Here is a 15,363-nt window from a genome sequence, read left to right on the forward strand (position 1 = left end):
CTCAAGCCGACAAGGAAGCTGGGACCGCCCGCCGTGGTCCCGGGCTCAGACGAACTCGGGGGTGCCGGCGGGCACGGTAAATCGGAACTCGGCGCCGCCACTGGGCGCCCTGCCGACCGTGATCGTGCCGCCGTGGGCCTCGACCAGGCCCTTGACGATGAACAGCCCCAGGCCGGTGCCGCCGCGGCGCTTGGTACGCCAGAACTGACGGAAGACGCGCGGAATGACCTCGGGCGGTATGCCCTCGCCCTCGTCGCGCACCGACACCGCTGCTCCTCCCTCATGGGGCTCGATCACAATGGTGACAGTACCAGCGCCGTGCCGCACGCCGTTTTCCACCAGGTTCGCCATGATCTGCTGGACCTTGTCGGCGTCCAACCACAGCTCCGGCAGTGTTCCGTGCACCTCAAGGCGGAAACGTTCCTCGGGGTCCCCCGCTGCGACGCGGCCCGCGACGGCCCTGCGGGCGAGTTCGGGGAGGTCGACCACTTGGCGTCGCAGTTCCAGGCGACCCGACTCGATCCGGGAGACGTCGAGCAGTTCGCTGATGAGCCGGGTGACACGGTCGGCGTCGGCGTTGACCGTCTCCAGCATGAAACGCTTCTGCTTCTCGGTGAGGCGGTCCCATTTGGCCAGCAGCGTGGCGGTGAACCCCTTGACGCTGGTCAGGGGCGAACGCAGCTCGTGGGCGACGGTGGAGACGAGGTCGGCCCGGCTGCGCTCGGACCGGGCGCGGTGCGCGGCGTCACGCAAGGTGACCACCAGGCCGGACAGTTCGCCGCGCGGGCAGTCCCTGAGGTAACGGGCGGCGACCAGGAGCTCGCGGCCGTCGGCGAGCATGAGCAGCCGTTCGGGTTGCCGGGTGCGGGTGCGCAACCCCCCGTAGGGGTCGGTGCACTTCCACCAGTCGCGTCCCTGATGGTCGTGCAGCGGCAGGACGTCGCGGAAGTCGCGGCCCAGCGCGGAGGGGGCGGGAACTCCGACGAGGCGGGCGGCCCGCCGGTTGAAGGTCACCACTCGGCCGTCGCGGCCGGCCACGAGGACCCCGTCGGGCAGGTCCTCGGCCGAGAGCATCCCATCGTGCCGACCGAGCGTATGCGCCGACTGGTCGCCGCCCACGACCGCCTCCCAAGCCATATGTGAACTTCCGTGTCAGCGGGAGAAAGCGAAGCCCCCACCGCCGGCACCGGCCGACAGCTCTCCGGGGATCCCTACCCGCTGCCCACCTCCGTCACGCACCGTGACGCGGCCCCGGCCGCGCGGCACGCGCCGGGCGGACCCGTCGTCACCGTCCGTGTGAGATACCGAGCGTATCGGCTGGAAGGCACGCTCCAACAATCCGGAAAGCCGGAGTCCGGCCCCGCGACGGGACCGGACCCTGATGGCGGACGCCTGTGAGGCGTCGTGACCCGGCGTGGAACAGCGGCGACGCCCGCTTACCCGTATTCCGGGTCATTACGCGGCTGACGCATGGATTCCCGCCCGGCGGCGTTCCCCGAACGGACGGGCTCACTTTCGGCGCTGCTCCCGCGCCGTGGCGTAGAGGCACACGGCGGCCGCCGTGGCGAGGTTGAGGCTCTCGGCGCCACCGTAGATCGGCACGCGCACCGCGCCGTCGGTCAGCTCGACCGTCTCCTGCGGCAGTCCCCATGCCTCGTTGCCGAAGACCCAGGCCACGTTGTCGGCCAGCGCGCCGGAGTCGCTCACCTCGTCGAGGTCGCGTTCCCCCGCGCCATCGGCCGCCAGGACACGGGCCCCTCCGGCCCTGAGGTGGTCGACGACCTCGGCGACGCGCGGACCCACGACGACCGGAAGGTGGAAGAGGCTTCCGGCCGACGCCCGGACGCACTTGCCGTTGTACGGGTCGACGGAGGCGTCGGTGAAGATCACGACGTCGGCGCCTGCCGCGTCCGCGGTCCGCAGCACCGTCCCGGCGTTACCCGGATCGCGCACGTGCGACAGGACCACGGCCAGCCGCGCCCCACTGACCTCGGCGAGCGGCACGTCGACGAAGGAGCAGACCGCGAGCAGCCCTTGGGGGGAGACCGTCTGGGCGAGCTCCCCCATGACCTCCAGGGTGACCCTGTGGGTCGCCACGCCCGCCGTGTGGGCGGCGGCGACCAGGTCGGCGTGGCGCACGGTCGCCTCGGCCGTCACATACAGCTCGTGCACCGTGTCCGGACGGGCCAGCGCCTCCCGGACGGCCTGCGGCCCCTCCGCGAGGAAACGCCGTTCACGCTGCCGGAACGCGCGTTTGGCGAGCCGACGAGCCCCTTTGATCCGGGGAGAACGGATGCTCGTGAACTCGTGGCCCGCCATCGCGCCGTATCCGGTCAGGCCGCGGCCGGGGCCGGGATGGCCTTCTTGGCGGTCTCGACGAGCGCCGCGAAGGCGGCGGCGTCGTTCACCGCGAGCTCGGCCAGCATGCGGCGGTCGACCTCGATGCCGGCGGCCTTGAGGCCCTGCATGAAGCGGTTGTAGGTGAGGCCGTTGGCGCGGGAGGCCGCGTTGATGCGCTGGATCCACAGCCGCCGGAACTGGCCCTTACGGTCCTTGCGGTCCCGGTAGGCGTAGGTCATCGAGTGGAGCATCTGCTCCTTGGCCTTGCGGTACAGGCGCGACCGCTGGCCGCGGTAACCGCTGGCGCGCTCGAGGACGACCCGGCGCTTCTTCTTGGCGTTGAGAGCGCGCTTGACGCGTGCCACTGTGACTCCTCGTGGATATCCGGTGCGCGATCACCGCGCTACCGGTCGGCCCCGCCGGTCGAAAGGACCGGTCGGCCTGGTTGAACGGACTTGCTCGCCGGGCGGTGCGGCCGGCGACCCGCGATGCGGGTGGGCGGCGCGGGCGTTCGTTCGGCCCGTGCGACACCCGGGGAAAGCGGCGTCAGAGCTAGCCGAGCAGCTTCTTGATCTTCCTGGTGTCGGCCGGAGCCAGCTGGACCTCCGGGCTGAGCCGGCGGGTGCGCTTGGTGGGCTTGTGCTCCAGGAGGTGGTTCTTGTTGGCACGGCGGCGCATGATCTTGCCGGAGCCGGTCACGCGGAAACGCTTGCTGGCCCCACTGTGCGATTTGTTCTTCGGCATTGTCGCCGTCGTCTCCTTCAGCTACTCACTCGGCGTGCCACCGAGGACTGGTGGCACGGGTACTTGGACGCTCTGCGCTACACGGAGCCGGCCAGTGCGGAATTCGGGAACGTCCACCCGGCCGTGTCTCATGGTGCGGCGAGGCGGCCCGTGGGGCCGGGTCACTCGCATGCCCTCCCCCACATGGCCCCCTCGCCGTCGTCGGGTGGGGCCCGCGGCGGGCGCCATCACCACCGGGAGAGCCCGGCGGGGGTTACTCCCCCTGGTCGGTGCGCGCGGCCGGCCGCTGCCCGCGGGTCCTGCCTTCGGCGGCGGCGCGCGCCTCGGCCTTGTGCTCGGCGCGCCGCTTGTGCGGGCCGATCACCATGACCATGTTGCGGCCGTCCTGCTTGGGCTGGGACTCGACCTGACCCAGTTCCTGAACGTCCTCGGCCAGCCGGCTCAGCAGTCGGCGGCCCAGCTCCGGCCGGGACTGCTCCCGACCACGGAACATGATCGTCACCTTGACCTTGTCGCCGCCCTTGAGGAACCGGACCACGTGACCCTTCTTGGTCTCGTAGTCGTGCGGGTCGATCTTCGGGCGGAGCTTGATCTCCTTGATGATCGTGTTCGTCTGGTTCTTACGCGACTCGCGCGCCTTGACCGCGGACTCGTACTTGAACTTTCCGTAGTCCATCAGCTTCGCGACCGGCGGCCGGGCGGTCGGGGCGACCTCGACCAGGTCGAGGTCGGCCTCCTGGGCGAGGCGGAGGGCGTCGCCGACGGGGACGATGCCGACCTGCTCACCGTTCGGTCCGACCAGGCGGACCTCGGGAACCCGGATTCGGTCGTTGATGCGGGGCTGCTCAGCGCTGATGGGACCCCTCCCTCATCTTTCGTCGAGTGCTTTCGGATGTTGGGGGGTCGCCCAGGCCCGTGAGCCAATGCAAAAACCCCGCCAGCGGCTGCAAGCGGGGTGATCCACCGGGTGACACGAGGAGCCTTCGAGCCCGTGCGGGCCGTTGACCCTCGCGCCACGCTACGAAGGACGCGGGATCGCGCCCAGGGCGCGAGACGATCTCCGTATCGTGTACCGGAACCCACGCGGGCAAGGCCCCCGAAGGTGGGAGGATCGGCCTCCGCTTACATGTCCGGACGCCCACGGGCGCCGGATCAGGTCAGGAACTCACTCTACCAGGAAAACACCCCCTGGCGACCCACGGAACGGGCGGACCTCCCACAGCAGTGTCAACCACACCGAAAGAGGCGCTATTCCCCGCGTTCATCGGCTTTCCGGCGACGGTGGAGCTCGGACTCCCCCGCCTCGCGCATCGCGGCGACGGGGACCGGCGAACAACCGGTCATCAGCTCCACCTGCGCCACGGCCTGGTGCAGCAGCATGGGGAAACCGCCCACCACCGTGCGCCCCGCCGCGGAGGCGGCGCGCGCCAGCCCGGTCGGCCAGGAGGCGTAGACGACGTCGAACACGGAGGCCCGGCTCGCGGCGATCTCGCCGGCGAAGTCGTCCGCGGCACCCTCGGGCAGGGTGGAGACCACGAGGTCGACGTCGAGATGTGCGGCCAGCCCGCCCAGCGGGGCGATGGCGATCCGGGCTCCCATCCGTTCGGCCGCCTCGGAGATCCCGGCCGTGCGGCCCAGGTAACGGGCCAGGACGGTCACCGCGCCGGGCTCCGTGGCCCCGAGCCGACGCACCGCGGCCAGCGCCGAGGCCGCGGTCGCGCCGGCGCCCAGGATCGTGGCGGTGCGCACGCGCGTCACCCCCGCCTCGCGCAGGGCTTCGACGATCCCGGTGACATCGGTGTTGGCGGCGTGACGCCGCCCGTCCCTGAAGACGATGGTGTTGGCCCCGCCGACCTGCGCGGCGGTCTCCTCGACCTCGTCGGCCAGCGCCAGCGCGACACGTTTGAGGGGCATGGTCAGCGACAGCCCCGCCCAGGAGTCGTCACAGCCCTCGAGGAAGGCGGCGAGCCCGTCCTCCGCGCACTCGTAACGGTCATAGGTCCACTCCCCCGCCAGACCCAGCTCCGCGTAGGCGGCCCGGTGCAGCACCGGGGAGAGCGAATGGGCGATGGGGGAACCGAGCACGGCGGCACGCTTCACCGTTCCTCCTGCGATCCTGCCTGGGGCGGGCGCGCCCGCCTGGGTGCGCGCCCGCCGATTCTCTCTAGTTCTGCTGGCTCTGCTGGAACTTGTCCACCAGTTCCAGGAACTCCGCCTCGGTCTCGGCGAACTCGGTGATCCCGTTCTCCGGATCGGTGGCGACGAAGAAGAGCCACTCGCCCTCGGCCGGATCCAGGGCCGCGTTGATCGCGTCGGCGCCGGGACTGACGATCGGACCGATCGGCAGACCGCTGCGGTAGTAGGTGGCGTACTCGCTGCCGCTGTCCCGGCACGCCTGGAGCTGGGCGTTGTTGAGCGCGATGCCGTACTCGCCGATCGCGTAGAAGCAGGTGCTGTCCATCCCCAGCTCCATGTCGATCTCCAGGCGGTTGTAGATGACCCGGGAGATCTTGGGCATGTCCTCCACCCCTCCCGACTCGGCCTGGATGATGGCGGCCATCGCCATGATCTCGTTGGGGGTGTAACCGGTCTCCTGCGCCCTCGCCTCCAGGTCGAGCTCCTCGGCCATCTGCTTGTAGCGGTCGACCATCTGCTTGAGGATGTCGACGGCCTCGGCATTCGGCTCGAACATGTAGGTGTCGGGGAAGAGGTACCCCTCGGGCCCCGCCGTGGCGTACTCGGGCAGTCCCAACGCCTCGGTGTCGTTGTAGGCGGCCTCCAGCTCCTCCAGCGGGATCTCGGTGTTCGCCGAGATCTCCTCCAGGATGCTGCTGGAGCGCAGTCCCTCGCGGATGGTGACCTGGACGCCGACACGCGAGGCCGGGTCCGACAGCAGCTCCACCGCGGCGTCCGCGCTCATCTGCGAGCGCAACCGGTAGGTGCCGGGGGTGATGCCGGCCTCGTCGGTGATCGCGTTGGTGAAGGCCCGCACGCTCGCGACGACACCGGCCTCCTGGAGGGCGGCGCCGACATCGGCCCCGGTGTCGCCGGCCTCGATGACGACCTCGACCTCCCCGGTGCCCTCTCCGTCGTAGTCGGGCGGGAACAGGTAGGGGCGCAGCACGACGGCCCCGCCGACACCTCCGCCCAGGATCACCACCGCGGCCGTGACGACCAGCCACTTCGCCGGCCGGCGCCGGCCGGCCCGGCGACGGGGGGCGCGCCGGGAACCGCCGCGGCGTTCCCCCGTCCCCTCCGCGTCATCGTCCCCGCGCGCGCGGGAGCGCGCCCTACGGGGAGCCGGAGCCTCCTCGTCATCGTCGGGGTCGGCGTCGCGGCCCCGGGAACGCGACCTCCGCCGCGCGCCGCCCTCGTCCTCCTCGTCATCACGACCACGCGAACGCCGGCCCCGCCGCCCGGAACCGACCTCCTCATCATCGAGATCGGCCTCACGGGACCGGGAACGAGAACAACGCCGCGAGCCGCCCTCGTCCTCCTCGTCGTCACGACCACGCGAACGCCGGCCCCGCCGCCCGGAACCGACCTCCTCATCATCGAGATCGACGTCACGAGACCGGGAGCGCCGGCTTCGACGTTCCACGGGCTCGTCGGGGTCCTCGGCGGGCAGCTCGAAGGCGCCGATCACCGACGTCATGTCATCGGACCGTTCGGCCCGGCCGCGTCTCGGGGCCGCGGAACGGGAGTCCTCCTCGCCCGGGGCGTCGAACTCGTCGTCTCCCGGTTCGTCCCTCCCCCTGCGAGCGCGCCGGCGCCGTGGGGGAAGGTCACCGCCCCGTCCGTCGCCCTCGCCGCGGCGGTGGCCCCCTGACGGGGCGCCGTGTCCACCGTGGGAATCGGCCGTGTCCGCGAGCGGATCGTCCTCGATCCGCCGGGCGCGCCGGGGAGCCGCGAGGTCACGCTCCTCCCGGCCGGCGCCGTCCCGGGAAGGAGGGGGGTCGTCCGTTCCCCCGCGTCGACGGCGCCCCGCGGAACGCTCCCCGATATCCAGGCCGGAGGCGGGCGTCCCGGGCGGCGCCGGGGGCGGGACCCGCGGCACCTCGGAGGCGAGATCGCCGTCCAGGGCCGGATCCGGTCGGTGCCGCCGGCCACGGGGGCGGCTGGCCGGATCGAATCCGGCCTCGGGTTCCACGGGGCCGGGGGCGGCCCTGCGGCCCCGTCTCTCCGCCACGGGGCCGGACGTTCCCGCGCCCGGGTCGGGCCACCCGGCGGCCCTGGCCCCTTGATGGGCCTGGACCGGTGCGCGTTCCCACGGGTCGGTCAGAGGATCGGGCTCCCGATATCCGCGCTCCTCCGGGGAGCCATACGGGTCACGGCCCGCACGCCGCGAGCGCCGTGATCCGTCCTCGTAGCCATCGTTGTCGTTCACGCCGTCTCCCCGACCAATTCTCCTGGAGGGCGTCCGGTCTGACGCTCGGTGTCGAGCGCGCTCTGTAGTAGCACCGTCGCGGCGGCCTGGTCGATGACGCCACGGCGAGCCCGGCCGCCGTGTGCGCCACGCTTGCCGAACGACGCGCCCGACCGCAGCTGCGTCTGGGCGGTCACGGTCGTCAGGCGTTCGTCGACCAGCCGGACCGGGACGGGCGCGAGCTTGCGCGCCAACGCGGCGGCGAAGGCCCGCGCGTTACGCGCCGCGGGCCCCTCCTCGCCCGAGAGCGAGGCCGGATAGCCGACGATCACCTCGCGGGCCTCGTGCTCCAGCACGAGCCCGGCGAGGCGGTCGAGATCGCCTCTACCCCGCCGGACGGTTTCCACCGGGGTGGCCAGCGTTCCGCTGGGGTCGCTGCGCGCGACCCCGATCCGGGCGTCACCCGGATCGACTGCGAGTCGTACTCCGTGTCTCAACGAGCGGGCTCCCCCGCGCAGCGGGCAGGAACGGGTGGACCGGCCGCCGATACGACCGGCACGTGATCTGGGTGGGTCACCGAGCCTCCGCGACTCGCTCTTCCACGGCGCGCAGCGCCGCGTCCACCGCTGCGGCGTCGGTGCCGCCGCCCTGGGCGACGTCCGGCTTGCCGCCGCCGCCACCGCCCAGCACCCGGGCGGCGTGGCCGACGAGTTCGCCGGCCTTCAGCCCGGCGGCCTGTCCCGCCTTGTTGACGGCGATGACGACGACCGGACGGTCCTTGGGGACACCTGTGACCGCGACGACGACCGGGCGGTCCTCGCCGAGCCTGCCGCGCACGTCCAGCGCGAGCTTGCGCAGGTCGTCCGCTTCGACTCCCTCGGTGGCGCGGTGCGTGACCAGCAGGGCGGTCCCGCACTCGCGCGCGCCGGCCGCCAGCCCAGCGGCGGCCTGGAGGACCTGCGCGGCGCGCAGCCGCTCGATCTCCTTCTCCGCCGCGCGCAGCCGGGACACCATGGCGTCGATGCGCTCGGGCAGTTGCTCGCGTGGGGTCTTGAGCTGCTCGGAGAGCTGTCCGACGAGCAGGGACTCCTTGGACAGCCGCCGGAAGGCGTCGATCCCCACCGCGGCCTCGACCCGGCGCACCCCGGAACCGACGGAGGACTCGCCGAGCAGCTTGACGATGCCGAGCTGGCCGGTGGCACCGACGTGGGTGCCGCCGCACAGCTCGCGCGAGTAGTCGCTCATCTCGACGACGCGGACCCGGTCGCCGTACTTCTCACCGAACATCGCCAGGGCGCCCATGGCCAACGCCTCGTCCAGGGTGGTCTCGAAGTCGCGGACCTGGATGTCGCCGGCGAGGACGGTGTTGACCTCCTCCTCGACCTCGGCGAGCTCGGCGTCGCCCAGGGCCCGGTTCGCGGTGAAGTCGAACCGCAGACGTCCGGGCTGGTTCTCCGAACCCGCCTGCCCCGCGGAGGGGCCCAGCGCGTTGCGCAGCGCCGAGTGGATCAGGTGCGTGGCCGAGTGGGAGCGCGAGACCGAGGCGCGGCGGTCGCCGTCGATGGCGGCGTGCACCTGGTCGTCGACGACGATCTCGCCGGAACGGACGGTACCGCGGTGGACGAACAGGCCGGCGAGCGGCTTTTGGACGTCGTCGACCTGCATGATCCCGCGCCCGTCGGCGGTGATGGTGCCCTTGTCGGCGAGCTGGCCACCGCTCTCGGCGTAGAAGGGGGTGCGGTCCAGCACCAGCTCGACGTCGTCACCGGCGCGCGCGACCGTGACCGGCTCGCCGTTGACGACGAGCCCGAGCACCCGGGCCTCGCTCTCCTGGTCGGTGTAGCCGAGGAAGGCGGTCGCGCCGGAGGTCTCCAGGAGCCGCGCGTAGGTGCTGATGTCGGCGTTGCCGAGCTTCTTGAGCCGCGCGTCGCGCTTACCGGTCTCCCGCTGGCGGTTCATCAGGTCGCGGAAGGTGTTCTCGTCGACGCTGAGGCCCTGCTCGGCCGCCATCTCCAGGGTCAGGTCGATGGGGAAGCCGTAGGTGTCGTGCAGCCGGAAGGCGTCGTCACCGGACAGGACGGTCCCCCCGCCGGCCTTCGTCCGCTGGGCCGCCCGGTTGAACAAGGTGGTCCCCGAACGCAGCGTGTCGGCGAAGTTCTTCTCCTCGGCGTCGATCACGTTGTGGATCATGTCGGCGCTGGAGGCCAGCTCGGGGTACAACCCCCCCATCGCCTGGATGGCGGTGTCGGTGAGGTCGTGCATGAAGAACACGTCGTCGCCGGAGAGCAGACGCAGGTTGCGGATGGAGCGGCGCAGGATGCGGCGCAGCACGTAGCCGCGCTTCTCGTTACCGGGCTTGACCCCGTCGGAGACGAGCATGGTGGCGGTGCGCACGTGGTCGGCGATGACGCGCAGGCTGACGTCGGAACGCTCGTGGTCACCGTACTTGACCCCGGTGAGCGTGGCGGCGCGGTCGAGGATGCGGCCGAGCGTGTCGGTCTCGTAGATGTTGTCGACCCCCTGGAGCAACGCGGCCATCCGCTCCAGGCCCATACCGGTGTCGATGTTCTTGCTGGGCAGCTCGCCCAGGATCGGGAAGTCGTCCTTGCCGCTGCCCGGGCCGCGCTCGAACTGCATGAACACGAGGTTCCACACCTCGAGGTAGCGGTTCTCGTCGGCGATCGGGCCGCCGTCGCGGCCGTACTCGGGTCCGCGGTCGTAGTAGATCTCCGAGCAGGGCCCGCACGGACCGGGCACGCCCATGGACCAGAAGTTGTCGGCCATGCCACGACGCTGGATGCGCTCGGCGGGGACGCCCACGCGCTCGCGCCACAGGGTCTCGGCCTCGTCGTCGTCGTGGAAGACGGTGACCCACAGCTTCTCGGCGTCGAAGCCGAAACCGCCTTCGCCGACGGGACGGGTGAGCAGCTCCCAGGCGAAGGGGATCGCCTGTTCCTTGAAGTAGTCACCGAAGGAGAAGTTGCCCAGCATCTGGAAGAAGGATGCGTGGCGCGAGGTCTTGCCCACTTCGTCGATGTCGATCGTCCGCACGCATTTCTGGGCGCTGGTGGCACGGTCGTAGGGAGGCGTGCGCTGGCCGAGGAAATACGGCTTGAACGGGACCATGCCGGCGTTGACCAGCAGCAGCGTGGGGTCCTCGGCGATCAGGCTGGCAGAGGGAACCACGGTGTGCCCGTTGTTCTCGAAGAAAGTGAGGAAGCGGCGAGCGATTTCTGCCGTCTCCATCAGTGGCCGTCCTTCATGTCGTGGGCTTGTTTCGGGTGGCCGCGACGGACCTCGACGGGTTCCAGCGCGCGGCTCGCGTCGGCGGGAGAGTAACGACGACGCAGTTCGGCCTCGTGTCGTTCCATGGCGTCCTGGACGTCCTCGTTGAACTCGCGGAGGGCGGCGCGATAATCGGCGACGTGGCCCTCGACGCGGTCGGCGATACCGCCCGGGCTCCACGCACGAACGGTGCGGTTGAGCTTGTGCACAAGATACCCGCCGACGGCCGCGCCCGCGAAGAAACAGAAGGTCCTGCCGATCACGCGCCCTCCCTCCGACGTCGGGTGCGGATGACGGCGAGCGCCCGGCGCTGGCCGAGCACACGGCGAACCCCATAGGAGAAGGAGGCGATCTTCACCAGCGGGCCGGTGACGACCGACCGGGTGAGAGCGGTCATGCTCGACACGTCCTCGGTCGTGGTGGCCACGTTCGCGGTGATCTCTTCCACCCGTTCCAGGGACACATTAGTCCGTTCGACGGTCGCGGCGACGTCGTCGAGCAACGGGGCCGTACGCTTGCCGAACTCCGAGACGACCTTCGTGGCCTCGGTCAGCAGCCGTGTGAGCCTGACGAGCGCAACGCACAGGAACGCGACCAGCACCGCCCAGACCACCACGGCGATCAGGGCGGCCAGTTCTCCTCCGGTCAGCATGCGGACTCCGCAATGATTGGGGACGTTCGCGAACGAACGGGTTGGACAGGCGTCTGGCGCCACCGGGACAGCGGTACGGGTCCCGCGGATCACGGGACCGGGCTCCTCAGCCGGCCCGGCCCTCGGTTCCACCGGGATCCGTCGAGGGCGCCGAAAAGATCCGAATAGGGGTGACCCTATCGCGTCCGGGGAAGAGGCCGCCCCATCCCCCACAGCGCGTCACGGGAGAACCCCGACCGTGATCGGGACAAGATCCCCCCGTCTCCCCCCTCGTCCCCTACCGTGACAAGGGACGGGAGCAGGCGACCGGGGCGCGCCCGACCGCACGGGTGAGCTGTGTCTCGGCGCGCCCGGGTCGCCGCCGCGGGAAAGCCCCATCGACAGTGGCTACGATTGCGCCGCGTATCTCCGCCCCCACGGATTTCACTGAGACAGGACCCCCCATGAGCCGACGTTCCCAGCGGACGATCTCCGTCCTGGTGCCTCCCAATCTCATTCCCCTCGCGCCCGAGGATCCCCGGACCATCGGCCCCTACACGGTGATCGGCCGCATCGGCTCGGGGCGCACCGGGACCGTCTACGCGGCGGTGAATCCGGCGGTGACCAGCGACGCGGTGCTCGCGGTCAAGACCCTGCACCCCTCGCACCTGACCGACGAGGCGACCCTCGTCGAGTTGGAGGGGCGCCTGCGGGCGTTGGCGGAGGTCGACGGGCGCTGCTACGTCCCGCCCGTCGCCTTCGACGCGCGCGCGACCCCGCCATGGCTGGCCATGCCCTACACGTCCGGTGTTCCGCTCGCCCAGTACGTGCGCAAACGCGGCCCCCTGGGCGAGGGCCGCCTCGTCGCGCTGGCGGCCGGACTGGCCGAAGGGCTCTCCGCACTGCACGGGGCGGGGCTCGCGCACGGCGACCTCAAACCCAGCAACATCCTGCTCGGCTCCTCGGGACCGCGCCTGTTGGACTGCGCCCTCCCCGGCGACGCGACAATGCTGCGTTCCTCGGCCGCCTGGCTGGCCCCCGAGCGTCACCTCGGGGATCCCCCCTCCCCTGCCGCCGACGTGTTCGGCTGGGGCTGTGTCGTGGTCTTCGCCGCGACCGGCCGCTCCCCGTTCGGCATGGGGCTGCCCGAGGAGGTCGTCCCCCGCATCGCCGAGGGCGCCCCCGACCTCGCCGGGGTCCCCGCGGTGCTGGAGCCGCTGTTGCGACGGACCCTGGAGGAGGACCCGCGGCGGCGCCCCTCGCTGCGCGAGATCATGGGCGCCACCATCGCGGTCTGGGAGGCCAGCACCGCCGCCCTGCACCCCGAGGTACCGGGGACGGCCGTCACCCAGCTCCTGACCCACGAGTGGCAGGGCATCCTCGAGCCGGCCGGCCTGCCGCGGGTCGTCCACCTGGACGGGGCGGCTCGCTCCGGTCGGGGGCGCGGCCTGCTGCTCGGCGGCGCCGCCGCGCTGGTGCTGGCCCTGGCCGGCGTGGGGACGTGGGCGGTGGTCTCGGCGACCTCCGACGCTCCCCAGGCCGCCCCGTCCGCGCGCCCCTCCCTCCCCTCCTCCCCCACGCCGGCCGAACCGGTCAGCGAGGGGCCCGACACCGCCGTGGTCCGTTTCGGGGCGGTCCCCCAGCCGTCCCCATTCGAGGGCCCCTGGGTCTACACCGAGGTGGAGCCCGTGGAGGACGCCGCGCCCTCCCCCTCCACCGACGACGGCCGGCCCCCGACGCCCCAGGAGTGGAGCGCCCGGTGGCGCGACGTCGACGAGGTGGCCGAGGCGCGCATCGCCCCCGACGCCGAGGTCCGATGCGCCCGGTTCTGCATGATCCCCGGACAGGTCAGCGTCGACGACGAGGGGCACGGCACCTACCCGGTGACCGGGCAGGACCTCATCGACTACCTGGGGTGGGGCGACGTCGTGATCGCCGAGGTGACCTTCGCGGACGAAGAGGGCGAGGACGGGCTTCCCGAGATCGTGGCGGTCACCGAACTGCTGCCGCCTTCGAGCGGCTGACCCTCCGTAGGCCCGTGTTGGCCGGAACGTGACAGCCCAGCGTCATCGGCGGACGGAGCGGCCGATAATGCGGGGATGCGGACCTCCTCCCGGTTTCTCCTGACCAGTCTGGGGCTCCTGGCCCTGGGCACGGCCTGCGCCGAGGCGTCCGGCTCCGGGGCGGCCGCCCCGGAGCCCTCCCCCTCGCCCTCCCCTTCCGCCCCCTCCCCCACCCCCCTGCCGGAACGTGGAACGGGCATGGTCTACCTGGTGTCGGGCGTGACACCCGAGGCGCCCCGCCCCGCGGGGGCCGGCGTGCTGCCCTACGCCCAGGCCACGAAGGTCTCCGAGCTGGACGAGCCCAAACCCGACGACGGCCGATGGGGCGTGTCGGAGCACACCCCCCTGCGCTGGGCCCGGGTGCTGCCCGACGCCGAGGTGCTCTGCGGGCTGCACTGCGCACCGGAGTGGGTGGAGGACCACCTGTTCGACGCGGACGGGCGGCCGACATGGCAGACCTCCGCGGAGGAGCTCGTCGACGCGGTCGAACGCAGCACCGCGCCGATACTCCTGGAGGTCGGCTACACCACGGGCGAGGACGGGACGCTGGAGATCAGCGAGGCCCGCGAGGTTCCCCAGCCCAACGCGCGCGACCCCCAGTGACCTTCCCCCGGATCACCCCCGCAGCACCCCCTTGATCCGTTCCAGCACCTCGCCGAACCTGCGCTCCGCGCCGTGCGTGGTGGGCCGGTAGTACTCGCGCTCGGCGACGGAGTCGGGCGCGTAACGCTGGGCGACCACCCCGCCGGGGAAGTCGTGGGCGTACTTGTAGCCCTCGCCGTGGCCGAGTTCCCTGGCCCCCTTGTAGTGGCCGTCGCGCAGGTGCGGCGGGACCGGGCCGGCCCGCCCGGCGCGCACGTCCCCCAGGGCCGCGTCGATGGCGCCGATCACCGCGTTGGACTTGGGGGCGAGGGCGATGTGGATGACCGCCTGGGCCAGGTTGATGCGGGCTTCGGGCAGGCCGACCAACTCGACCGCCTGGGCCGCGGCGACCGCGACCTGCAACGCCATGGGGTCGGCCATGCCGACGTCCTCGCTGGCGTGCACGACGATGCGCCGGGCGATGAACCGCGGGTCCTCCCCCGCCTCGATCATGCGGGCGAGGTAGTGCAGCGCCGCGTCCACGTCGCTACCGCGCATGCTCTTGATGAACGCGCTGACCACGTCGTAGTGCTGGTCGCCGGAGCGGTCGTAACGGACGGCGTGCCGGTCGACGGCGCGCTCCACGTCGGCCACGCCGATCTCTGGCCGGGTGCCGGCCACCAGCGCGGCGGCCTCAAGGTAGGTCAGCGACCTGCGGGCGTCACCGCCGGCCAGCCGCACCAGGTGCTCGGCCGCGGCCCCGGCGAGCGTGTAGCGTCCCCCCAGCCCGCGCTCGTCGGTCAGCGCGCGTTCCAGCACCGCGCGCACGTCCTCGTCGGTGAGGGGCTCCAAGGTGAGCAGCAGCGACCTCGACATCAGGGGGCTGACCACGGAGAAGAACGGGTTCTCGGTGGTCGCGCCGATGAAGCTCACCCAACGGTTCTCCACCGCGGGCAGGAGGGCGTCCTGCTGGGTCTTGTTGAACCGGTGGACCTCGTCGACGAAGAGCAGCGTGCGGGTGCCGCGCATCCCCATCTGCCGACGCGCCTCGTCGATGACCGCGCGCACGTCCTTGACCCCCGCGGTGACCGCGGAGAGCTCCACGAAGCGGCGTTGCGTCGCCCGGCTGACCACCGTGGCCAGCGTGGTCTTTCCCGTGCCGGGCGGCCCCCACAGGAAGAGGGACATCGGCGCGTCGTCCTCGACCAGCCTTCGCAGCGGGCTGCCCTCGCCGAGCAGGTGGCGCTGCCCGACGACCTCGTCGAGCGTGCGCGGGCGCATGCGCACGGCAAGGGGTTCCTGGCTCCGCTGGGCTTCGGCCCCGGCGTCATCGAACAGCGTTTCGGACACGC

The 15,363-nt window shown here is 71.8% G+C and carries 14 protein-coding genes; 2 read left to right on the plus strand and 12 right to left on the minus strand.

The window, feature by feature from the left end:
• Positions 1-45 precede the first annotated feature (45 nt).
• From B5D66_RS17550 to B5D66_RS17600, 11 genes are all read right to left on the minus strand, one after another.
• A complete protein-coding gene (locus tag B5D66_RS17550; protein WP_235001094.1) occupies positions 46-1,074 on the minus strand; it encodes a sensor histidine kinase in 1,029 nt (342 codons plus the stop codon).
• A 435-nt stretch (positions 1,075-1,509) separates the two neighbouring features.
• Positions 1,510-2,319, minus strand: a complete 810-nt coding sequence (locus B5D66_RS17555) for a TrmH family RNA methyltransferase (RefSeq protein WP_078762865.1) — start codon at positions 2,317-2,319, stop codon at positions 1,510-1,512.
• 14 nt (positions 2,320-2,333) lie between these two features.
• The gene (rplT, locus tag B5D66_RS17560; RefSeq protein ID WP_078762866.1) at positions 2,334-2,705 is read right to left on the minus strand and encodes a 50S ribosomal protein L20; all 372 of its coding nucleotides are present in this window, start codon (positions 2,703-2,705) and stop codon (positions 2,334-2,336) included.
• A 187-nt stretch (positions 2,706-2,892) separates the two neighbouring features.
• Positions 2,893-3,084, minus strand: a complete 192-nt coding sequence (gene rpmI, locus B5D66_RS17565) for a 50S ribosomal protein L35 (protein WP_078762867.1) — start codon at positions 3,082-3,084, stop codon at positions 2,893-2,895.
• A 253-nt stretch (positions 3,085-3,337) separates the two neighbouring features.
• Positions 3,338-3,940 (minus strand): translation initiation factor IF-3, encoded by a 603-nt coding sequence (infC, locus tag B5D66_RS17570; protein WP_078762868.1) that lies wholly within the window; start codon positions 3,938-3,940, stop codon positions 3,338-3,340.
• A gap of 392 nt (positions 3,941-4,332) precedes the next feature.
• Positions 4,333-5,184: a shikimate dehydrogenase gene (locus tag B5D66_RS17575; protein ID WP_078762869.1), complete on the minus strand. Its 852-nt coding sequence runs from the start codon at positions 5,182-5,184 to the stop codon at positions 4,333-4,335.
• A 64-nt stretch (positions 5,185-5,248) separates the two neighbouring features.
• Positions 5,249-6,739: an endolytic transglycosylase MltG gene (gene mltG, locus B5D66_RS17580; RefSeq protein WP_235001072.1), complete on the minus strand. Its 1,491-nt coding sequence runs from the start codon at positions 6,737-6,739 to the stop codon at positions 5,249-5,251.
• Positions 6,740-7,467: 728 nt separating this feature from the next.
• Positions 7,468-7,947: a Holliday junction resolvase RuvX gene (ruvX, locus tag B5D66_RS17585; protein ID WP_078762871.1), complete on the minus strand. Its 480-nt coding sequence runs from the start codon at positions 7,945-7,947 to the stop codon at positions 7,468-7,470.
• A 76-nt stretch (positions 7,948-8,023) separates the two neighbouring features.
• Positions 8,024-10,696, minus strand: a complete 2,673-nt coding sequence (gene alaS, locus B5D66_RS17590; RefSeq protein WP_078762872.1) for an alanine--tRNA ligase — start codon at positions 10,694-10,696, stop codon at positions 8,024-8,026.
• Positions 10,696-10,998: a hypothetical protein gene (locus tag B5D66_RS17595; RefSeq protein WP_078762873.1), complete on the minus strand. Its 303-nt coding sequence runs from the start codon at positions 10,996-10,998 to the stop codon at positions 10,696-10,698. Before B5D66_RS17595 ends, alaS begins: the two co-directional genes overlap by 1 nt.
• Entirely contained in the window at positions 10,995-11,387 is a 393-nt protein-coding gene (locus tag B5D66_RS17600; protein WP_078762874.1) for a DUF948 domain-containing protein, read from the minus strand. The genes B5D66_RS17595 and B5D66_RS17600 overlap by 4 nt, the downstream gene beginning before the upstream one ends.
• 443 nt (positions 11,388-11,830) lie before the next feature.
• Between B5D66_RS17600 and B5D66_RS17605 the strand changes: the two genes are divergently transcribed.
• A complete protein-coding gene (locus B5D66_RS17605) occupies positions 11,831-13,390 on the plus strand; it encodes a serine/threonine-protein kinase (protein WP_078762875.1) in 1,560 nt (519 codons plus the stop codon).
• Between the two features lie 75 nt (positions 13,391-13,465).
• Positions 13,466-14,032 (plus strand): hypothetical protein, encoded by a 567-nt coding sequence (locus B5D66_RS25175; RefSeq protein WP_144390190.1) that lies wholly within the window; start codon positions 13,466-13,468, stop codon positions 14,030-14,032.
• Between the two features lie 12 nt (positions 14,033-14,044).
• Here B5D66_RS25175 and B5D66_RS17615 read toward each other — a convergent pair whose 3' ends face one another.
• Positions 14,045-15,361 carry a replication-associated recombination protein A gene (locus B5D66_RS17615; RefSeq protein ID WP_078762876.1) on the minus strand — a complete coding sequence of 439 codons (1,317 nt, stop codon included), beginning with the start codon at positions 15,359-15,361 and terminating at the stop codon, positions 14,045-14,047.
• Positions 15,362-15,363 lie beyond the last annotated feature (2 nt).

Origin of the sequence: Marinactinospora thermotolerans DSM 45154 (assembly GCF_900167435.1) — a bacterium.
GTDB classification, from domain to species: Bacteria; Actinomycetota; Actinomycetes; order Streptosporangiales; family Streptosporangiaceae; genus Marinactinospora; species Marinactinospora thermotolerans.

Excerpts from the sequence above, each read along its gene's own strand:
- B5D66_RS17550 (WP_235001094.1), bottom strand. The coding sequence starts at position 1,074 with ATGCTCTCGGCCGAGGACCTGCCCGACGGGGTCCTCGTGGCCGGCCGC.
- B5D66_RS17555 (WP_078762865.1), bottom strand. The coding sequence starts at position 2,319 with ATGGCGGGCCACGAGTTCACGAGCATCCGTTCTCCCCGGATCAAAGGG.
- rpmI (WP_078762867.1), bottom strand. The coding sequence starts at position 3,084 with ATGCCGAAGAACAAATCGCACAGTGGGGCCAGCAAGCGTTTCCGCGTG.
- mltG (WP_235001072.1), bottom strand. The coding sequence starts at position 6,739 with ATGACGTCGGTGATCGGCGCCTTCGAGCTGCCCGCCGAGGACCCCGAC.
- alaS (WP_078762872.1), bottom strand. The coding sequence starts at position 10,696 with ATGGAGACGGCAGAAATCGCTCGCCGCTTCCTCACTTTCTTCGAGAAC.
- B5D66_RS17600 (WP_078762874.1), bottom strand. The coding sequence starts at position 11,387 with ATGCTGACCGGAGGAGAACTGGCCGCCCTGATCGCCGTGGTGGTCTGG.
- B5D66_RS17605 (WP_078762875.1), top strand. The coding sequence starts at position 11,831 with ATGAGCCGACGTTCCCAGCGGACGATCTCCGTCCTGGTGCCTCCCAAT.
- B5D66_RS25175 (WP_144390190.1), top strand. The coding sequence starts at position 13,466 with ATGCGGACCTCCTCCCGGTTTCTCCTGACCAGTCTGGGGCTCCTGGCC.